The sequence below is a fragment of the Stieleria tagensis genome, from assembly GCF_024129865.1.
In the GTDB taxonomy this organism is placed as follows: domain Bacteria; phylum Planctomycetota; class Planctomycetia; order Pirellulales; family Pirellulaceae; genus Stieleria; species Stieleria tagensis.
Genome location: NZ_JAMYFE010000060.1, coordinates 63,515 through 84,313 on the forward strand (window position 1 = coordinate 63,515; position 20,799 = coordinate 84,313).

A 20,799-nucleotide genomic window follows, 5' to 3' on the forward strand; every position below is an offset into this window, starting at 1 on the left:
TACAGCTTCAATTGCTGTTGCTGTTGCTGGAGCGAGTTTTTGCTTAGTCGAAGTTTGGCCATGATGCGTTACTCTAATTCACCGAATCATTAGCGGTTTTGGGGAAGTACTTGTCGACGAGTTGTTGTTTCATCAGCAACTCCTGCGGTTGGAAACACTCGGCCAATGTCTGCCAGCACAGGTCGAGTGCTTCGGTGACCCCCATGGAAACCCGAATGTCCATGAATCGCTCGCGGAACAATGCTCCGTATTTCAACAGTTTTTGATCAAATGCAGACAACTCGAACGCCATCGCTTGCTTGCGTTGTGCTTCGACCGCTTCGGAATAGAAACGGATCATCGTGTTCATGATTTGCGAGTGGTCTTCGCTTGTCGCTTTGCCGACGACGTGTTGCTTCAGTCGCGAGAGTGAACCGAACGGATCAATGATCCCACCGTGCAAATAAAACTGACCTTCGGTGATATAGCCGGTGTTGTCTGGCACTGGGTGCGTGACATCGTCACCGGGCATCGTGGTCACCGTCAGAATGGTGACCGACCCCGCACCCTTGAAGTCACAGGCTTTTTCGTAGCGCTGAGCAAGCTGGGTGTATAAGTCACCCATGTAGCCGCGAACGGCCGGAATACGCTCTTGTGCGACGCCGATTTCCTTCATCGCGTCGGCATACGCGGTCATATCTGTCAGCAGCACGAGCACGCGTTTGTTTTGTTCGACGGCGAACTTTTCAGCGACGGCAAGTGCCATGTCGGGGACGAGTAACCGCTCGACCAATGGGTCCGACGCCTGGTTCACATACATCACCGTCCTCCCAAACACGCCGTGCTCTTCGAACGCCGTTCGGAAGTAGTGATAGTCGTCGAAGATCAGCCCCAGTCCTCCGAAAACCAATACGTCGGCATCGGCTTGGAAACCGATCCGTGCGAGAAGCTCATTGTGCGGTTCGCCGGCAACTGAAAAGATCGGAATTTTTGGCTTTCGACCAGGCAATTGAACAAGTCGATCATTGGAACGCGAGTTTCAATCATTTTGGTCGGCATGACGCGCATGACCGGATTGACCGTCGGCCCGCTGACGTTCACGTGGGGGTCAGCCGACAGATCGGGACCGCCGTCCATCGGCTCACCCGAACCGCGAAAGATGCGGCCCAGAATGTTTGGCGAATAGACCACGTCGAGCGGCCGGCCGAGAAACTGAACGGTGGCATCCGTTGAAAGTCCCTTGCCGCCGGCAAAGACCTGCAGGCTGGCCAGATTCCGATCCAGCCCAATCACGCGAGCCAACGAAATCTCACCATCGGTGTTTTCAACTTCCGCCATATCGCCCAGCGCCACACCGGACGCGTACAGACGAATCACATCGCCAACGATTTCGTGCACGCGGGTGTGGCGAACCAGTTGTTGCAATTCAGAATTCATTGTCTTCTTATTGATTGGAGGGCACTTCTTGGCCGTCGGAGGGAATTCGGTACAACAGCGCGTACAAGGTCGGAACCATGACCATCGTTAACAGCGTGCCCACGATCAGACCAAAGAAAATGGTGACCGCCAGCGCAACCCAGAACACGTCCTGCAGCATCGGCAACACGCCAAGCACGGTTGTCCCTGCGGCATTCACGACAGGGTTCAAACGCGAGACAGCCGCCTCGACAACCGCGTTGTAGGGCGTCAGACCTTTGCCAAGGTTTGAATTCACTTCGTCCAACAAAACGACCACGTTCTTAATCATCATTCCCGACAGACTCATGGCGCCCAACAGCGCGATGAAGCCGAACGGTGTTTGAGTCATCAGCAAGCCGCTCGTAATCCCGATCATCACAAAGGGAATCACGCCGATACACAGCAGCATCGGGCGGAAACCATTGAACAAGGCGACCAAAATAAACAGCATGATAACGACCGCCGGCACGATGCCTGGCGCCAATGCTTCCTGCGACTGCTTGGCACTCCAATACTCGCCGTCCCAATCCAGACGGTAGCCAGGCGGAAGTTCGATTGCATTGAACTGGTCCACAACCGCATCGCGCAACGTCGGCGCAGTGACGTCATTCGGTGAACATTGCACCGTGATGGCACGCCGACGGTCCCAACGCCAAATAATGGGGTCTTCCCATGTGGTTTCGATGCCGTCGATCACCTGCGAAACGGGAATCGCATGTGTCGACAGCCTTGGCGAAATTTGCAGTTCGTCCAAGGATGCCGCGGCACGCTCACGTTCGGACACCATGTTCCGAGCCACAATGGGAATCAGATCGTCCTCCTGCCGGTACTGGCCGACAATCACGCCATCCGATGCACGCTTCATCACCCGAGCCATGTCGTCACGGGAAACGCCGGCCCAGCGAGCTCGTTCTTGGTTGTACTGCGGTGATAAAGCCTGCACACGTTCACGCCAATTGATGCGGACCTCCTTGGCCAGTGGCGACTCCCGAAGGATGTTGGCGCCCTCGGAGGCCAACCGCCGCAAGGTTTCAGGATCGGCATTTGCCGGGCCGCTGAAACGAGCTTCGATCTTCCAATCATCAAACGCCCCCACCGCATACTTGCGAACCCGCACCATCGCCTCGGGAACATTTTCCTTCACCCATTTGTCCGTGTCGGCGACCAATTGATTAACGCCGTCGAACGATTTCGTGTTGACGATGATCTGCGCGTAGGACGTGTAAGGGTCTTCGGCGCTGACCGGCAGATAAAATCTTGGTGGCCCCTTGCCGATGAAGGCGCTAACCGACGACGTCGCGTCATGCTGCTGGACAAACTCTTCAATCCGCTGCAAATTCGCGCTGGTTTGCTGCACTCGCGTTCCTTCCGGCGCCCAGTAATCGATCATCACCTGCGTGCGGCTTGAATCCGGAAAGTAGAGTTTTGGCACCCAACGGAAACCGAACACAGAAAGAGCGAGCAGACCGACCATGCTTCCCAAAAACAGCAAGCGGTAGCGGATGGTGACCGACAACAGCTTGCGAAACAAATTGTAAAACTTGCTCTGGTAGGGATCAGACATTTCTTGATTCTGTTTTGCCGCCGGCAACATGGCGATGCACAACAGCGGCCCGACAGTCTGGCAGAAAACCCAACTCAGAAGCAGCGAAATAGCAACGACCGTGAACAGGCTGCCGGCGTATTCTCCGGTGTCATAACTCGAAGCGAAAATGGGATAAAAAGCCATGCTCGCCACAATCGTGGCACCTAACAGCGGTATCGCCGGGCCGCTGGCCGCCTCAATGGCTGCCTGTTTGCGATCCATGCCTTGGGAAATACGGATCATGATGCCGTCGGTCACGACAATGGCGTTGTCGACCATCATGCCCATGGCAATGATCAACGCTCCGAGTGAGATTCGATGCAGGTCGATACCCATAATCGCCATCACGACGAAGGTTCCGAGAATCGGAAACACCAACCCACTGATGCCAATGATGATGCCAGGCCGAATGCCCATGGTGATCGCCAGCAGCGCCAATACGATTGCAACCGCTTCGATCAAGCTGACCATGAAAGCACGAATCGACTCGCTCACTTGGTCAGACTGCCAGGAGATGCGTTCGACCTTGATGCCGACCGGCAGATCGGCCAATAGCTCTTTGATTCGCCTGTCGACCCGCGTCCCGACTTCCACCACATTCTCGCCGGCGGCCGGTGCAATTGCCAATGCAATCGCTTGCTGTCCGTTGTGCCGAAGCATGTGACTGGGCGGATCGACGTAACCGGTTTTAACAGTCGCCAAATCGCGGATACGAACAATTTCATTGCTTCCGTTCACCACGCTGGTGATCGCCAGGTTGCCGATTTCCTCGGGCGTACGAAACTCGCCCGTCGGCGCGACACGCAGTCGCTGCGATTGGTAGTCGACCTGCCCCGCATCCACGACCAGGTTTTGCGACTTTAATGTGCCGATGATCTGGTCAGGCGTAAGGTTCAACTCAGCAAGTTGCGGCGAGGAAACCTCCAGGTAAATACGTTTTTCCTGCACTCCCCAAAAATCGACACGGGCTACGCCTTTGATCACGCTTAATTCTTTGCGCATGTCTTTGACATAGCGTTCCAATTCTGCGTAGGAATAGCCGTCGCTGCTGACTGCCAGAAGAAAGCCGAACACATTGCCGAAATCGTCGCCGACGTTTGGTTTACCAGCTCCCGGAGGCAATTCGGGTTCGATATCAGAAACCTTCTTTCGCAACACGTCCCAAACCTGCGGCAGGCGTTCGGACCAATAGTTGCTTTTAATGTCAACCTTGATGATCGAAAGTCCCGGACGCGAGTTGGAGTAGACGTTTTTTAACTCCGCCATCTCCTGCAACTTGGTTTCCAACCGATCGGTGACCTCCAGTTCAACCTGTTCAGCGCTCGCGCCGGGGTAGCTGGTGGTGATGACCGCCGTCTTGATTGAGAATTCAGGATCTTCCAATTGGCCAAGCTGGAAGTAACAAAAGATGCCTCCAGCAACAACCAGCGCGATGCCGAAATAGGTGATCGCGCGCTTTTCAATCGATATCGCTGCCAGATTCATTGACGTCTCGCTACTGCTTCGCGAATGCTCGCGGGGGCTAACTCGTGGTGGTTCCACTTGGTAGTGGTCGTGGTGGCAAATTCCAAGTTCACAACAGCTTCACTTCCTGTCCTTCGCGGAGCGTGTTTACGCCGGACGTCACGACGAACTCGCCCGCCTTGAGACCTTCGCTAATCCGTTGCCCCACGGGCGTCAAATCGCCAGTTTTCACGGCGCGACGCTCGACTGATTTGTTTGCTTCATCAAACACCCAGACGTACGTTTGCGAACCTTCGGCCGTGGTGAAAACGGCACTGAGCGGCACGACTAAATCTGCGGACGCTAACGGTTCACCTTCCTCCACATGATTCCGGACCGTCGCCGCCATGCCGGGAAGAATTTTGGCGCCGTCGGGCTGTTCGATCTCGACGGTCACTGGATAGGTGCGCGTCGTCTGTGACGCTTCGCGGCCGATCTTGGTGACGGTGCCATAAAATTCCTGGCCCGCAATCGCATCGAACCTGCAAGCAACCTTCTTCACCTGTGGCACGATTCCAATCAAGCTTTCTGGGATTTGTACCGTGACCTCAATTCGTGACACATCCAACAATCGAATGATCGGTTGCTTGGCTTGAACCGTCTGGAAATTATCGACAAACCGCGCCGCGACCTCACCATCAAACGGAGCGACCAGCGTCGCGTATTCCAATTGGTTCTTGGCTGCCGCGACTGCTGCGTCGAGCGCACGGATCTCTGATCGTTTGGCTTCCAAGTCCTCCTCACGAGCTCCGCTCATGCCAATATTGAGTGCTTCCTTCGCGCTTTTCACTTCCGCAACACACCGCTCTTGGCGCGCCAATGTGATGTCAAACTCCGACTGCGACGCAGCATCGCTGGCCATCAGCTTGACCGTCCGGGCGTGCTCGGCGGTTGCCTGCCGCAGCGACGCTTCGGCCTGGGACAAATCCGCCTTCAACTGCTCGATCTCCTCGGCACGAGCACCGCGTTCCATCGCCATCAAGTTTGCTTTGGCACGTTCCAGATTGCCTTGCGCGCTGGCAAGAGCCGTTTCAAAATCCCGCGGGTCGATGGCGGCGATCGTGTCGCCCTTTTTAACCGTGGAACCGACATCAACAGGCAGCGAAACAAGCGGTCCGGAAACCTGAAGCGAAAGATCCACCTCCGCCTTTGCAGTGGCGCGCCCTGGGAACTCCCGCCCCTTGGCCGCCAGCAAGTCACCCACCTTAATCGCGCGGACGGGCCGGATCGGATCAGGTTCGGCAGGCGGAGTGCCGCACCCAATGATTAACACCGCGCACACGACAACAGCCAACGGCGATCTAATTTTCTTACTCATTGGAAATGCGCTCTATCATGATTGTGGGCCTTGCGGGTCATCCAGACGCACCATCAACCATTGCTGCGTGGCACCGTCTTCAAAATGAACCAGCACAGGAACTGAGTCCTGAGTTAGATTTTGGATGCCAGTCTCCATCAACGGTCGCGTCTTGTCGACCACGTTCCAGGCAGAACGCTGTGACTCCTTGTCGACCATTCCCTCGATCGTTTGCGTGGTGTTGGTCGCAGTGTTGTTCAGCGTCCCGGCGATCACGCCTTGCTTACTGATCACCAACTGAAGGAATAGGGTGGGCTCCGGCCCGGATTCCTGGCCGTCAGGCGTCAATGCGAATACCCCAAGCGACATCCACTCACTCTGGTCGGCAGGAACGTCCGGCGCACTCGCAGCGATGGCCTCCGCCTGGGCCGCATATTCCTCATCGGTCGCGATCACCTCGCCTTCGTAGTAGACGGAACCATCTTCGTAATAAAGGTTTTCGCCATAGTTGTAGGGGATCGGATCAGTCCATCCATAATCCACCCAGCCGGTGACCCCGCCCCACGATGCCCAACGGAAGGGACGGGTGATCGCCCAAGCGCCCCACAGGGGATGATCCGACCAAAAATCACGGATCGGATGATCATGGACGTGGTCTCGAATTTCATCACGTCGATCAGATCGGATTTGTTGGCGTTGGCCGCGATCCTCAATTCGCTCCGGACGATTATCCACCAACGGACGGTCACCCACACTGGGACGGTCACCAACGCCAGGACGATCACCAACGCCAGGACGATCAGCGGGAAGATTTCCAGGCCGTGCGCCCGAATCACGCAAGAAATCAGCCGCTGCGCTTCCCGCCAATCCGCCGGCAACACCACTTGCAATATTGCCGGGTAAATTCGAAGGACGATTGGACGGCAAGGTGCCGGGCCGAGTACCGGTCGATGGGCCAACGTCCAGGAATTTCTTCAGGTCGCCAGCGCTCGGTCGCCCACCGGGTCCCGTGCCGGGTCTCGTGACGGCACCCGTTCCTGGCCGCACACCGGTTCCCGTGCTCGGCCGCGTCCCCACACTCGGTCGAGAAATACTCGGCGTCGAGACGCTGGGCCGTGAGACACTGGGACGACTCATTGAAGGGGCGCGGCTGACTGCTGGTGTGCGACTGACAGCCGGACGTGAATAACCACCCCCTCCACCGCCAAACAATCGCCCGCCACCCCCACCGCCACGACCGCCGCGGGCCCACACATCGCCCACGACCAACAGGCTAACGCCCAATACAGCCGATACGGCCAACAACAGATAAGCACGTTTCATGATGCACCTCCTTCCAATTGGATTGTTTTTCATTCAGGACGCTGGGCCATGCACGGTGCAAATGAAACGCTTTTGGCACCGGTCATAGCGACATCACTCACTCCGCCGCTTCTTGACGAACCACGATGACTTCATCGACGTTGGGCAGTAAATCGGCGGGATCAATCTATTCATGGATCGCCCCATTCGTGTCGGCGACTTCTGCCGCTTCGGAACCCGGATCGGCACCGTTCAGGAAATCGGCTTGCGTTCGACGCGTATCCGCTCTTTGGATGATACGGTGATCGCGATTCCCAATTCGACCTTTTCAACCATGGAACTGGAAAACTTTGCCAAGAGAGAAAAGATCTGGTACCACCCACGCATCCAGTTGGCGAAGAATGTCACACCAGATCAGGTCCGGTACGTCTTGGTGGAAGTTCGTAAAATGCTTTATGGGCACCCCAAGGTCGATCCGCAGCCTGCCCGGATTCGCTTCGTCGAATTCGGCGCGCACTCGCTGGATCTTGATATTTTTGCCTACGTCAATGTGACAGACTACGGCGACTATCTTGGCGTGGCCGAAGATCTTAATCTGCGCATTTTGGACATTCTCAATGAGGGTGGCGTGAGCCTTGCCGTGCCGGTACAGCGAACCGTCCTCGAGCGAGCCGCCCCAGCTGGTGAGGACCGCATCCAAAAAACGGAGGAACACGTTCAACATTGGCGCGAAGAAAACCAACTTTACCTTCCTTCGTTTCCAGAGGAAGTCGTAGAACAGCTTCGCAATACACTCCAATTTCCGCCCGCCGGAGCGCCGGCCAAACCCGCGGACCAGCAACAACCAAAATAAGAATCCATCAGGGCAGCGGATTGAGACAAGCCGGCCAACCCGTTACCAGTACAACAAGCAAATCTTGCACGTTTGCCCTCCAGGCAAGGTCGATTCTTTGACCAATTCCAGCGACCTTGCCACACTGATACCACCTATCCATCGAACCGTGACGCGATACAGGGAACCATCCATGCGATACGCCTTTCTCTTTCTGTCTGCCTCCCTGCTCCTCGGATGCTCGTCGGAGCCGACTACCAATCTGACTGAAACGGATTCAGCAACGTCAACAGAAACCATCGATCCGCAGACTGCCAGTGGACCGGTCAGCGAATCCGACGCGATCGTGATCGACGTCCGCTCTCAAGAAGAGTGGGACGATGGCCACGTCGAACAGGCGGTGCACATTCCCCATACGGAAATCGCTGATCGAATCGGCGAAGTCACGGACGATAAAAACGCAAAGATCGTCGTCTATTGTGCCGTGGGTGGCCGAGCGGGAAAAGCCAAAACGAAACTGGAAGAACTCGGTTTCACCAATGTTGAAAACGCCGGCGGCTATGACGACATCAAGCAGCAATACGAGTAATCGGCCGGTGTACCCCAGTTTGGTTTTCAGATTCAGACACACTCAGCAGCAGAGGCCGAGGTACAACCGCGAAAAATGCCAAAGACGCGAAAGACAACCCGTCCTGAACCAGCGCCACATCCGCTCATTTTCGCCTGTTTCGATTTTCGTTTCTTTCGCGGTTGATCAACTCTTTGGCTCGGTGGTTGGATCGGGAGTGTGTTTTTATGCTCCCCAGGCATGCTGTCTTGGAAAATTGCCGGGCGACCGGCTAGAATTACAGCATGTCAAAATCAAATAAACTGAGTCGCCGATTTGTGCTCCGGAGCGTTGCCGGATCCCTTGCCCTTCCTGGACTTCCTTCGCTGATGTCGAAGTCGCTCGGAAGCGAATCCGCAGTGCGTCAAACAGGTGGTGCGGGTGCCGAATCACGTCGATTCGTCGCGGTGGGCAATCTGCTTGGCTTTCAACAAAAGCAATTCTTTCCGGAAACGACCGGAAGCGAATTTGAAGAAACGACTCTCCTGAAGCCGCTGGCGGAAAATCGTGACCAGATCACGATCTACCGCGGACTCGACCACGGATTGCGTGGAGGACACTTCGCCGTTCACACCTTCCTTTCTGGCGTGCTCCACCACGAATCCAAAAATCGCCGTGATGGCAACGTCACTCTTGACCAGTTCATTGCCGACGAGATTGGAACGCAAACACGTTTTCCCTCGCTGACCGTCGGGTCCGAAGGAGGCATTCATGGTGGGTGCCAGATGTCTTGGACCAAGTCGGGCGTTCGCGTGCCGCCGATCACTGGGCCCGCAGAATTATTCAACAGACTGTTTGTGACCGAATCGAAAGAGCGACGGGCTCAACAGGTCAAAGAAAATTCGCTGCAGGCTTCGATTCTGGATTCGATTCGAGAAGAGGCTGGCTCACTTTCCAAACGCGTCAATCAAGAAGACAAGAACAAGTTGGACGAGTATTTCAGCTCGATCCGCGACGTGGAAAAACGGCTCGAAGGCCGTCGACGGTGGTCAGATCAACCCAAACCGAAAGCCCCGTTTGAGCAACCCGCCGACAGCAACACGGTGGATGATCTTCCCATGTTGTATGAGTTGATTGCGTTGGCATTGCAAACCGACTCGACACGCGTCGCGACACTGGAAATCGGCGGCAGCTTCCTCCCCCAGAACCTTGGAATCGACAAGTCGTATCATAGCCTTTCCCATCATGGCAATGACGAGGATGCGATCGCGGATCTGATTACGCTGGAGACGTATCAATTGGAACAATTTGGAAAGTTCCTGACACGTCTTGCTGGAATCCAGGATGGCCAGCAGAACTTGCTCGACTCGACAACAGTGCTGTTCGGCAGCGGAATGGGCAACGGCAGCTCTCACACCAACAGTGATTTGCCAATCCTGTTGGCCGGTGGCGGCTACGGCAACGGTCAGTTCAAAAAAGTCGCTTCCGACGGCGTCGGCAAGGTGCCACTGTGCAACCTGTTTATCGACATCGCTCAGCGAATGGGTGTCGAAAAAGACTCGTTCGGAACCAGCACTGGCACGTTCTCTTGAACGCGATCATGATGCATTCATTCAGGCGAATACCAACAACGGCGCTGATTGCCGCGTGGACGTTTTCCACTTGCATGAGCGCAGGGCCAACTGCCGTCGCGGCAGAAACGGACTCCAAACCGGAGACGAAACCTGGTTTTGCGGCAACTGAATTCGTCAGCCAATACTGCATCCAATGCCACGATGCTGATTCAGCCGAGGGTGAGCGTGAGTTCGACTCGTTTACGCTCCCCATTACTTCGCTGCAACAGCTGATCACGGCCGATGAAATCATCGATCAAGTGACGTTGAAGCTGATGCCGCCCGACGACGCAGATCAACCGACCGACGAGGAACGTCTGGCCGTCATCGCGGAACTGCGCAGCAACATCGGCCAGGCCCGTGACCGGTTTAGTAGCACCGGTGGCCGCACCGTGATGCGACGGCTTTCGAATCGTGAATATGAAGTCACGCTGGCGACCCTGTTCAATCGCCGCGTCGATACCCTAGGGCTGACAGCAGAATTCCCCAAAGACAACACCAGCCATCACGTGGACACGATCGGCGAGTCCCTGGTGACGTCGGGCTTTCTGCTGGACCAATACTTTCAAGCCGCATCGCGTCTGGTCGAAGCTCGTCTGGGTAAGCCCGCGACGGAGCCACAGTCGTGGCACTTCACTGACAATTTCCGGCAATACGAAGAACTGACTGGCTCTCACCAAAGCGTGTTCAAGTTCCAATTCCTATGCCTGTACGAGCAACCAAACACGGACACGCGACAGGGCGGCTACGGGCACATCGAGGACTTTCTTGACGGAGTGCCAGTCTCGGGACTGTACGACATCGAAGTCCACGCCCAGGCAATGCACCGCGACACCCATTACGACCCCAAGATTTTCCGCATCGATTTTTCCGAGCCCTTTCAACTGGCCGTCGTACCAGGCGACGTGACGAAGGGACACATCCATTATCCACAAGCGATCGAACCGATCTTGGGAAACACCGTCGTACCAGACGACCAACCCGAGTGGCTTCGCTTTCGCGTGTGGCTCGAGGCTGGACAGACGCCGCGTTTCACTTTCCCCAACGGCCCCTACGAATCACGGGCATCAGTGATCGAAACCAACAAGCGGTACAAGGATGAATTCAAGAATCCGAAGGAGGGTGTTAGCCGCTCCACATTGCTTCGCGAAGGAGCGCTGCCGCATATCCGAATCGGAGAAATCAAGATCCGTGGCCCGCTGGAGGAGACCGGCGGAGGAAACGAAGAACAGGCCGTTTTCGGAAGCGAGGGGTTCCAGCCAGATCATGCACTGGAACAACTGTACGCGTTTGGCCAACGGGCTTTCCGGCGTCCGCTGGATGAATCCGATCACAGGCGAATCGAGGCCATCTACCAAAAACGCTTGTCCGAAGACGCCACCCCGCGCCAGGCCGCCCTGGACACGTTGAAGATGATCCTTTGCTCTCCCTCCTTTCTGTACCTAAGCGAAATCACGCCGGAGGAAGAAAGCGAGCTACGGCCGTTCGATCTCGCTTCACGACTTTCCTACGCGCTCTGGTCAGCGCCGCCAGATGACACACTTTTCGCAGCCGCCGAGTCAGGGCGACTGAGCAAGCCTGAGGAATTGACGAAGCAAATCCAGCGTCTGCTCGACGATGATCGCTCTGGTGAATTCGTCAACGGCTTTCTCGACAGCTGGCTGAACTTGCGAGACATCGGCAATTTGCCGCCGCCCCGCAAAGAGGCATCCGAGTACTACGCCGAGAATCTGCCGGAGTCGATGAAGCAGGAAGCACGCCTGTTCTTTCGGAACCTGCTGGAGCAAAACGGATCGGTGACAGATTTCCTGGACGCCGATTACACGTTCGTCGACAAGAAACTGGCGAAGCTGTATCGGCTGCCCCAGCAGGACACAATCCGGCTGGCGGACGGTTTTCAACGAGTCAGTCTGGCTGAGAGTAAACAGCGTGGCGGGTTACTGGGAATGGCCAGCGTGTTGACCGTCAGCGCCAATGGCGTGGACACATCGCCCGTCACTCGCGGCGTGTGGGTTCTCGAAAACATCCTGGGAACCACACCTCCCCCGCCGCCCGACGAAGTGCCCGCACTCGATGCCGACGTGAGCGGTGCGCAGACGATCCGTGAAAAACTGGCGAAACACAGCGAGGACAAGACGTGCATTGTCTGCCATCGAAGCATTGATCCGCTGGGCTTTGCACTCGAAACATTTGATCCGATCGGTCGCTGGAGAACCAAATACCCAAAACCCAAGGGCAAGTCCAAAGCAGCTAGGATCGATGCGTCCGGCGAGTTTCCATCCGGCCAGACGTACGATGACTTTGCGAGTTTCAAAAAAGTGCTGGCCGAAGATCGCCGCGATGACTTCACTCGCCATCTGATCGAGAAGCTTCTCACCTACACAACAGGACGACACATGGAGCGGGCCGACCAATTCGAGATCGACGATATTCTCGCTCGCGTCAAATCCGATCACTCTGGACTGCGAACCATGGTGACCGAAGTTTTGACCAGCGAGATCTTCAGATCCCGGTAGTCCACCAGGCGATTCACGTTAGAAGCCTTGCGCTTGCGTGAGACGTGAGCCCTAGGTCCGAGCCGTTGTTGATCGATCGCGTCCCGGAATCAGGTTTCGCTCGTGGCTTCGAACTTCGAGAACCAACCGCGGGTTCGATTGGCATAGGCGACCAGGGCTAGCATCACTGGAACTTCGACCAGCACACCCACAATCGTCGCCAGCACGACCGGTGAAGATGCGCCAAACAAGGTGATTGCGACAGCGACAGCGAGCTCAAAAAAATTGGAAGCGCCAATCATTCCCGCCGGGGCAGCAACGTTGTGATGACAGTGAAGCCGATAGCAAGCTCCATAGGCCAGAAAGAAGATCAGCACCGTTTGGATAATCACTGGAATGGCAATCAGCACAATGTGCAGCGGATTGTCAATGATCACTTCGCCTTGAAACGAGAAGATCAAAACCAGTGTTAACAACAACCCTGCAATCGTGATGTTGTTGAACTTGGGGATAAACACATCCTGAAAATACTCTTCCCCCTTGGAGCGAATCACAATGTTTCGCGTGAGCACGCCACCGACCAAAGGCACAACCACGAACAGGACCACGGAGACGATCAGCGTGGTCCATGGAATCGTAATCCCGCCAATGCCAAGCAACAAAGCCACGATGGGTGTGAAGGCAATCAGAATGATCAGGTCATTGGTTGCCACTTGAACGACGGTATAGGCGGCGTTGCCACGCGTTAAATGACTCCACACGAAAACCATCGCCGTACAGGGCGCGGCGCCCAACAGAACGGCCCCCGCCAGATAATCCTTCGCCAGCTCCGGCGAGATCCAGGGCTTGAAGACAACATAGAAAAAGAACGCGGCAATGCCGAACATGGTAAACGGCTTGATCAACCAATTCACGACCCAAGTGACAAAGAGCCCCTTGGGATTCTTTCCAACGTTTTTCACACTGGCAAAATCGACCTTCATCATCATCGGGTAGATCATCAACCAGATCAAAATTGCGATCGGGATCGAAACGTTGGCATACTCAAACTTGGCCAGAAACGCAGGGATTTGCGGGAGGAATTTCCCGATCAGGACCCCGATCACCATGCACAGGGCGACCCAGTACGTGAGGTTCTTTTCAAAGAAGCTGATGGCGGCCTTTTCAGTTTTGTCCATGTCGATTTACTTCGAGGTTCATTGATTTGTAAACGCTGCTGATTGCAGCAGGTGCTTGTGGTCCCGGAGACGGCTTGCCACCACTACTTTTTCGCGGATCTACGCTTGGGACGACAATCCTCGATCGACTTTGCCAATGCACGGAACGCTTCCGTGAGATGCTTGTATCGAACGGCGTAAAAAACGGTGCGGCCTTCTTTCGTCGCGGTCAGAACGCCAGCCTTCTGCAGCAAACTCAGGTGACGTGACACCACTGAAAAGTCGACGGCGCAGCATTCGGTCAACTCGGTGACCGAGCAGGGGCGACCACATTTCGCCAAGCAAGAAAGCAGCTTCAATCGCGTCGGTTCCCCCAACGCCTTGAAAAGCTCGGCGTCCAGCAGGTCGTCGATCGGCCCGCAGCATTCAGAGGCCTCCTGTGGTTTCATGTCCAACCTTCTTTTTTGTGCATATTTGCGTCGACATGCAAACTTACCGACTTACACAAGCGAGGTCAAGCTGTTAATTTGACCGCGCTTTAAAGCCGAACGCACCGAGCAATCCAACAACAGAGACTGTTCTTAGGCGATCGATTTGTAACAACGTGAATCACAACAGGGACTTCCGATGCCCGTCAAGCAACCCGCCCCGTCAGCCAACTCCCTTTACCCCGAACTGCGGCGATATCTGGACGACCGAGCAGCGTCCTTTGATACGATCCCCAGCGATCGAAAGCCGGACCTGGCCAAGGTCGCGGACTACATTCGCCGACGCGGCACAAAATCCGAGCCCGCGAAATTGACCTTCATCTGCACCCACAATTCGCGCCGCAGCCACCTATCGCAGATCTGGGCACAGGTTGCTGCGGAATACTATGGCCAGGACAACGTCGTGACATTCTCAGGCGGCGCGGAAGCCACGGCGTTCAATCCCCGCGCTGTGGCAGCGCTGCAGCGGTGTGGATTGCAGATCACCGCCGACGAGCCTCAGTCGACGAATCCACACTACAGCGTCTCGACCTCCGACAACTCGACTCCGCAAGTTTGTTTTTCCAAAGTCTACGATGCAGCCCCCAATCCAACCGAGGGCTACTGCGCGGTGATGACATGCTCGGAAGCCGACGATGCTTGTCCGCTTGTGATGGGCTGCGACCTGCGCATGCCAATCCGCTACGAAGATCCCAAAGTCGCCGATGACACTGATCTGGAATCCCAGCGATACGACGAGCGAGCCGCCCAAATCTGCTGCGAAATGCTTTACATGATGTCTCTGGTGTAGAGCAACAAAGACCAGCCCCTCCCTTTGCCGTACCAACCGGTGCTGGACAGCGGACAGGCCAAAGCTGCAAATTACCCAGCATCTCTGCCGCCAGGCCGGCCCTTTCCTGACGGATTAGGTGAACCAGCGGGACGCTGCGGGCACTGCCCTTCTAGATCAGCACACACGGGGCTATATTCTGCGGCTTTGGTAATGCGAATCTTTTGGCGGGAGTTCGCCCCCCAAGGGCTGGAGACCAACTTGAAGTATTCGTTAACACTCGGCGCCGCACTGGTAATGAACTGGCTCTGTTGGTCGGGACACTTTGAGAGCCCTTTTCTGCTGACATTGGGACTGCTGTCTTGCCTGGTATGCCTGTGGATTTCATCGCGGATGAAAATCATCGATGAGGAAGGTGCGCCGATCCAGCTAGGGATCCGCCCCTTCACTCGATACGCGCCGTGGCTGATCAAAGAAATCGTGCGTTCGAATTTCGAAGTTGCCGGCATCATCTTGTCGCGTCAAATGAAGTTACAACGAAACATGGTGACCGTGCCCACGCGTCAAAAAACCGAACTCGGCCGCGTCATCCTGGCGAACTCCATCACGCTGACACCCGGTACGGTCGCCGTCCAGGTGGTGGGTTCTAAAATCAGGGTGCACGCTCTTTCGCTGGAGGATGCTGCCGAGGATCTGTCCGGTGAGATGGATGCCAGAATCGAACAATTGGAGTGCGGCGGATGATCACAACCATGTTGACCGCGACGTCGATCGCAATCCTGACCACGATGACGCTGGCGTTGATTCGTGCGATGCTCGGGCCCACTGTTTTTGATCGGGTGCTGGCGTTGAACATGTTCGGGACCAAGACAGTGCTATTGATCTGCGTCGTCGACTTCATGTCCGGCCGGGACGATTTTCTGGATTTGGCACTGCTCTACAGCTTGATGAACTTTATCGGCATGGTCGCGCTGCTGCGTTTTACCGAGCATGGAAGTTTTGGCGAGGAGACCGTGACATGACGCTGGTATTGGATGTACTGAGCTGTCTCTTTCTGTTAGTAGGATCCATTTTTTCCATCACAGGTGGAATTGGAATTCTACGGTTGCCCGAATTTTTCTCGCGCATGCATGCCGGCGGCATCACCGACACGATGGGTGCGGGAATGATCATGACAGGACTGGTCCTGCAGTCCGGGTTCACGCTGGTCACATTCAAATTGGTGGCGATCCTGTTCTTCCTAGGGATCACCAGCCCCAGCTCCTGTCACGCGCTGGCAAAGTCGGCCCTCACCCATGGTCTTCAGCCCATCTTGGATCACGAAACCAACACCGAAGAGTCCTCGCCGGAATGAACCTGATCGCCTTTGCCATTCTCGCCTTGCTCGCCGCCACAGCGGTCACGGTTGCGCGCATGCGCGACCTCTGGGCGGCGATCATGTTCACGGGGATCTATAGTTTCCTGTCAGCCAGCTGGATGTTGATTCTGGATGCCCCCGACGTGGCGTTCACCGAAGCCGCAGTGGGTGCCGGCATCGCCACCGTGCTCATGCTCAGCACGCTCGCATTGACCGGAAAAGAAGAACGAGCGACGACGCGTTCTCCCCTGATTCCATTGTTGGTGGTCACCGTCACCGGAGGCGCGCTGATCTACGGCACGCTCGACATGCCCCACTTCGGCGACCCAAGTGACCCGATCCACTTGTATCCGAATCCCTCGTTTGTCGAAAAATCTCAAGAGGACATGCACGGGCTACCCAACGTTGTCACCGCCATCCTGGCCAGCTACCGCGGCTACGACACGTTGGGCGAAACCACGGTGGTACTGACCGCTGGCATCGCGGTGATTTTGATTTTGCGACGTGATGAATCCCATCCCGAACAACAGGAATCGCCATGACGACGTTTCCGATCATTCGGGTGGTCACCAAACTACTGATCCCCTACATCCTGCTGTTCGCCTTCTATGTGCAGTTCCATGGCGACTTTGGGCCGGGAGGTGGCTTTCAAGCCGGCGTCATTTTGGCGTCTGGATTGATTCTGTACGGTTTGGTATTCGGACTGCCGGCGGTCCAAAGTGTGGCACCGCCGCGGACAATCGAACGACTGATGGCGTTGGGAGTCCTGATCTATGCTGGCACCGGCATTGCCACCATTCTGTTGGGCGGCAAGTTCCTGGATTACTCGGCACTGGAACACAACTTTTACCCACACTATTTCCCCAGCGGTCAACACTTGGGAATCTTTTTGGTCGAAGCCGGGGTCGGCGTCACGGTGACATCCGTGATGACGATGATTTTCTACGCCTTTGCCGGAAGGAATTCGGTCGAATGAGCATCGAACAAGTCGTCGGACTCTACAACTATTGGATCGTTGTTTTCCTGATGATGACGGGCTTCTACATCGTCATTGCGCGAACCAATTTGATCAAATCCATCATCGGGTTGAACATCTTTCAGACGTCGGTGTTTCTGCTGTACATCACGATGGGACGAATCAACGGTGGAACCGCGCCGATCATTCCAGCGGTGGTGGCAGACGCACACGCCCATGCTCACCCAGCCGATGCTCATGCAACCGATGGACCAGCGGGCCACTCGCTGCACGAAACAGCAGATGAACTGATTTACTCCAATCCGCTTCCAAGCGTGTTGATGTTGACGGCCATCGTGGTAGGAATTGCCACGACCGCATTGGCACTGGCACTGATCGTTCGAATTCGTGAGGAATACGGGACGGTCGAAGAGGATGAAATCTTGGAATTGGATCGGTACTCGTGATGTCGGATCATTTACCGATTCTGTTGATCGTCTTGCCGCTGATCGCGGCACCGCTTTGTGTGTTGGTGGGCAACCGCAAAGTAGCCTATGTCGTTGCGCTGGCCGCGGCGTGGTGCACGTTCGCAATCGCATTGACGCTGATCACACAAGTCACTCGCAGCGGACCGATTCACTACAACATCGGTGACTGGGCGCCGCCCTACGGCATTGAATACGTGGTCGATTCGTTCAGCGGTTTCGTGATGTTGTTTGTCGCTGGAATCGGCGCGTTGGTGCTGAGCTATGCGCCGCCGAGCATCAAGGCGGAGATCCCTCAATCAAAGCACTACCTGTTTTACGCGACGTACATGCTTTGCATGACAGGTTTGCTGGGCATCTGCGCGACGGGCGACTTGTTCAACGTGTTCGTGTTCCTGGAAATATCGTCGCTGTCGTCATACGCCCTGATCAGCCTGGGCCGCTCGCGTCGCGCCCCGCTGGCCGCGCTCCAATATTTGATCCTAGGCAGCATCGGCGCCACGTTCATTTTGATCGGGATCGGATTGCTGTATCAGATGACCGGCACCCTGAACATGGCCGACATCGCCTCGCGATTGGATACGCACCACGGTCCCCGCACGATGCTGGTCTCATTCGCGTTCTTGACAGTCGGCCTATGTATCAAGATGGCCGTTTTTCCGTTGCATCGCTGGCTGCCGGGCGCCTACACATATGCCCCGAGTGTCGTAACCTGCTTCATCGCCGCCACGTCCACAAAAGTCTCCGTATACGCTTTTGCACGTGTCGTGTTTGGAATCTTCACGCCGGACTTTGCATTCGAACAACTGTCACTGAATACCGGTTTGATGATTCTGGCATTGATCGGAATCTTTGGCACATCGATCACCGCCATCTTCCAAGACAACGTCAAACGCATGTTGGCATTTTCCAGTGTTGCTCAAATTGGTTACATGCTACTGGGGATTAGCATGGCGAACCAATCGGGACTGACCGCGGGGATCATCCACATGTTCAACCACGCGTTGATCAAAGGCGGGCTGTTCATGGTCGCCGGTTGTTTCGCGCTTCGTTTGGGCAGTGTCAATCTTTCGGATTGGCAAGGCGCCGGACGCACCATGCCGTGGACCTCCTTCGCCTGGGTCGTCGGCGGACTGGGGCTGATCGGAGTGCCGCTGACGGCGGGATTTGTTAGCAAGTGGCTGCTGCTGACCGCCGCGGTTCAATCCGAACTGTGGCCCGTGGCAGTGTTGATGCTGCTGAGTTCACTGTTGGCACTGGTGTATATCTGGCGGGTGGTCGAGAGTCTGTACTTTGCCGAGACGTCGCAACGGGCCGCCGACGCGGTCGACGCGCCGCTGCAAATGCTGGTCCCGACATACATTTTGATCGGCGCGATCCTGGTGTTCGGAGTCTGGACGACCTATCCATTTGACCTCGCCAGCGAGGCGGCAAGCACCTTGTTGGGAGCTCCCACGCCATGATTGCCGAGACCACCATCACAGGCTGGCTGACCGACCCCGAAAGCTTGATCGCGGCCGGATTGTTGCTGCCATTATTGGCATTGATCGCCATTCAACTTTTTGGCCGCTGGCCGAACCTCCGCGAGGCGGCGACGCTGACGGTTTCGACCGTTCTGTTTGCCGTCGTCGGCCGCTTATCGCAAATCGTGTTTGCCGGAAATCGACCGTCTCTGACGCTGGGAGAGTTTCTGCCTGGCTTTGAAATAGGCTTCGAAATCGAGCCCTTGGGGATGCTGTTCGCATTGGTGGCGTCAGGGCTTTGGATCCTGACCACGATCTATGCGATCGGCTACATGCGAGGTCATCATGAACAGCACCAGACGCGGTTCTTTTCATGCTTTGCGATTGCAATTTTTGCAGCCGTTGCCGCGGCGTTTTCGGCGAACCTGTTCACTTTGTTTGTCGCTTACGAAGTGATGACGATTTCCACGTATCCGCTGGTTGCCCACCACGGTACCGAGAAAGCTCGCGATGGCGCTCGCGTTTACTTGGGAATCCTGCTGTCGACATCGATCGCGTTTTTGATGTTGGCAATCGTTTGGACTTGGTTCATTGCCGGAACACTGCAGTTTCGTGCCGGCGGAATCCTCTCCGATGCCTTCGCCGCGGGAGACATCAGCCGCTGGCAGTTGGGTTTGTTGCTGGCCCTGTTTGCGTTTGGCATCGCCAAAGCAGCGCTGATGCCGTTTCATCGCTGGTTGCCGGCGGCCATGGTTGCGCCGACGCCTGTCAGCGCGCTGCTGCACGCGGTAGCAGTCGTGAAGGTCGGTGTCTTTTCCGTGTTGAAAGTGGTCGTCTATGTGTTTGGCTTGGATCTGCTTCAGACCTCGGGAGTGAATCTTTGGCTGGCCTACCTGGCTGGATTCTCGATCCTGACGGCTTCACTGGTCGCGATGACCAAAGACAATCTCAAAGCCCGACTTGCCTATTCAACGATCAGCCAACTTGGTTACATCACATTGGGGGCCGCCATCGCGACTCCGTCCAGTGTGGTCGGCGGCGGAATGCACATTGTGATGCACGCGGTGGGAAAGATCACATTGTTTTTCTGTGCCGGTGCGATCTATGTGGCCGCACATAAAACCGATATCAGCCAAATGCGGGGACTCGGACGACGAATGCCGTTCACATTCGCCGCTTTCCTAATCGCCACCGTCAGCATCATCGGATTGCCTCCCTGCGGGGGCGCGTGGAGCAAGTGGTTTCTGGCGGTCGGGACCGTAGAATCCCATCAGTTTATTTTGACTGCAATTTTGATGATCAGCTCGCTATTGAACATTGCGTATCTGATGCCGATTCCTATGCGTGCCTTCCAAACGCCGGAAGGCGATGGCGACACGAGCGGATCGACGATCCAAGAAGCACCCCTGTTCTGCGTCGTCCCACTGTGCATCACCGCACTCGGCAGCATTGCATTGTTCTTTGCAGGTCAGTGGATCTACGAAGTCTTGTTGCCGATCACAATCCCGTAGTTT

At 55.9% G+C, this 20,799-nt stretch carries 20 protein-coding genes; 13 read left to right on the forward strand and 7 right to left on the reverse strand.

All coding sequences use genetic code 11. The features are described 5' to 3' along the window. Positions 1-73 precede the first annotated feature (73 nt). The 5 genes from NHH03_RS15240 to NHH03_RS15260 all read right to left on the reverse strand — a co-directional run bounded on the left by NHH03_RS15240 (position 74) and on the right by NHH03_RS15260 (position 7,145). Positions 74-967, reverse strand: a complete 894-nt coding sequence (locus NHH03_RS15240) for a V-type ATP synthase subunit B (protein WP_253157760.1) — start codon at positions 965-967, stop codon at positions 74-76. Further along, positions 865-1,416 carry a hypothetical protein gene (locus NHH03_RS28190; RefSeq protein WP_253157556.1) on the reverse strand — a complete coding sequence of 184 codons (552 nt, stop codon included), beginning with the start codon at positions 1,414-1,416 and terminating at the stop codon, positions 865-867. Before NHH03_RS28190 ends, NHH03_RS15240 begins: the two co-directional genes overlap by 103 nt. Positions 1,417-1,423: 7 nt before the next feature. Next, positions 1,424-4,507, reverse strand: a complete 3,084-nt coding sequence (locus tag NHH03_RS15250; protein ID WP_253157557.1) for an efflux RND transporter permease subunit — start codon at positions 4,505-4,507, stop codon at positions 1,424-1,426. 88 nt (positions 4,508-4,595) lie between these two features. Next, positions 4,596-5,843, reverse strand: a complete 1,248-nt coding sequence (locus tag NHH03_RS15255; protein ID WP_253157559.1) for an efflux RND transporter periplasmic adaptor subunit — start codon at positions 5,841-5,843, stop codon at positions 4,596-4,598. A 15-nt stretch (positions 5,844-5,858) separates the two neighbouring features. Continuing rightward, complete coding sequence (locus NHH03_RS15260) at positions 5,859-7,145, reverse strand: hypothetical protein (RefSeq protein WP_253157561.1); 1,287 nt, start codon at positions 7,143-7,145, stop codon at positions 5,859-5,861. 160 nt (positions 7,146-7,305) lie between these two features. On the opposite strand from NHH03_RS15260, the gene NHH03_RS15265 reads away from it, so the two are divergent. The 4 genes from NHH03_RS15265 (at position 7,306) to NHH03_RS15280 (ending at position 12,632) form a co-directional block, all read left to right on the forward strand. Next, positions 7,306-7,977 carry a mechanosensitive ion channel family protein gene (locus NHH03_RS15265; RefSeq protein WP_315861459.1) on the forward strand — a complete coding sequence of 224 codons (672 nt, stop codon included), beginning with the start codon at positions 7,306-7,308 and terminating at the stop codon, positions 7,975-7,977. Between the two features lie 172 nt (positions 7,978-8,149). Next, complete coding sequence (locus NHH03_RS15270; protein ID WP_253157565.1) at positions 8,150-8,545, forward strand: rhodanese-like domain-containing protein; 396 nt, start codon at positions 8,150-8,152, stop codon at positions 8,543-8,545. Between the two features lie 263 nt (positions 8,546-8,808). After that, a complete protein-coding gene (locus tag NHH03_RS15275; protein WP_253157568.1) occupies positions 8,809-10,095 on the forward strand; it encodes a DUF1552 domain-containing protein in 1,287 nt (428 codons plus the stop codon). An 8-nt stretch (positions 10,096-10,103) separates the two neighbouring features. Continuing rightward, complete coding sequence (locus NHH03_RS15280) at positions 10,104-12,632, forward strand: DUF1592 domain-containing protein (protein ID WP_253157571.1); 2,529 nt, start codon at positions 10,104-10,106, stop codon at positions 12,630-12,632. An 89-nt stretch (positions 12,633-12,721) separates the two neighbouring features. On the opposite strand, the gene arsB is transcribed toward NHH03_RS15280, so the two are convergent. Beyond that, positions 12,722-13,789 (reverse strand): ACR3 family arsenite efflux transporter, encoded by a 1,068-nt coding sequence (gene arsB, locus NHH03_RS15285; RefSeq protein ID WP_261364295.1) that lies wholly within the window; start codon positions 13,787-13,789, stop codon positions 12,722-12,724. Positions 13,790-13,872: 83 nt separating this feature from the next. Then, positions 13,873-14,217 (reverse strand): ArsR/SmtB family transcription factor, encoded by a 345-nt coding sequence (locus NHH03_RS15290; RefSeq protein WP_253157574.1) that lies wholly within the window; start codon positions 14,215-14,217, stop codon positions 13,873-13,875. 178 nt (positions 14,218-14,395) lie between these two features. Here NHH03_RS15290 and NHH03_RS15295 point away from each other — a divergent pair, with 178 nt between their 5' ends. The 9 genes from NHH03_RS15295 to NHH03_RS15335 all read left to right on the forward strand — a co-directional run bounded on the left by NHH03_RS15295 (position 14,396) and on the right by NHH03_RS15335 (position 20,796). Further along, positions 14,396-15,046: a protein-tyrosine-phosphatase gene (locus NHH03_RS15295; protein ID WP_253157576.1), complete on the forward strand. Its 651-nt coding sequence runs from the start codon at positions 14,396-14,398 to the stop codon at positions 15,044-15,046. A 240-nt stretch (positions 15,047-15,286) separates the two neighbouring features. Then, positions 15,287-15,769 (forward strand): Na+/H+ antiporter subunit E, encoded by a 483-nt coding sequence (locus NHH03_RS15300; protein WP_253157579.1) that lies wholly within the window; start codon positions 15,287-15,289, stop codon positions 15,767-15,769. Further along, positions 15,766-16,047: a monovalent cation/H+ antiporter complex subunit F gene (locus NHH03_RS15305; RefSeq protein WP_253157582.1), complete on the forward strand. Its 282-nt coding sequence runs from the start codon at positions 15,766-15,768 to the stop codon at positions 16,045-16,047. Before NHH03_RS15300 ends, NHH03_RS15305 begins: the two co-directional genes overlap by 4 nt. Before the next feature lie 83 nt (positions 16,048-16,130). Further along, positions 16,131-16,379: a cation:proton antiporter gene (locus NHH03_RS15310; protein WP_253157585.1), complete on the forward strand. Its 249-nt coding sequence runs from the start codon at positions 16,131-16,133 to the stop codon at positions 16,377-16,379. Beyond that, a complete protein-coding gene (locus NHH03_RS15315) occupies positions 16,376-16,924 on the forward strand; it encodes a DUF4040 domain-containing protein (RefSeq protein WP_253157587.1) in 549 nt (182 codons plus the stop codon). Before NHH03_RS15310 ends, NHH03_RS15315 begins: the two co-directional genes overlap by 4 nt. Continuing rightward, positions 16,921-17,358: a Na(+)/H(+) antiporter subunit B gene (locus tag NHH03_RS15320; RefSeq protein ID WP_253157590.1), complete on the forward strand. Its 438-nt coding sequence runs from the start codon at positions 16,921-16,923 to the stop codon at positions 17,356-17,358. Before NHH03_RS15315 ends, NHH03_RS15320 begins: the two co-directional genes overlap by 4 nt. Further along, entirely contained in the window at positions 17,355-17,804 is a 450-nt protein-coding gene (locus NHH03_RS15325) for a sodium:proton antiporter (protein WP_253157593.1), read from the forward strand. Before NHH03_RS15320 ends, NHH03_RS15325 begins: the two co-directional genes overlap by 4 nt. Then, complete coding sequence (locus tag NHH03_RS15330) at positions 17,804-19,285, forward strand: monovalent cation/H+ antiporter subunit D family protein (RefSeq protein WP_253157596.1); 1,482 nt, start codon at positions 17,804-17,806, stop codon at positions 19,283-19,285. The genes NHH03_RS15325 and NHH03_RS15330 overlap by 1 nt, the downstream gene beginning before the upstream one ends. Continuing rightward, positions 19,282-20,796: a monovalent cation/H+ antiporter subunit D family protein gene (locus NHH03_RS15335; protein ID WP_253157599.1), complete on the forward strand. Its 1,515-nt coding sequence runs from the start codon at positions 19,282-19,284 to the stop codon at positions 20,794-20,796. The genes NHH03_RS15330 and NHH03_RS15335 overlap by 4 nt, the downstream gene beginning before the upstream one ends. Positions 20,797-20,799: the final 3 nt, after the last annotated feature.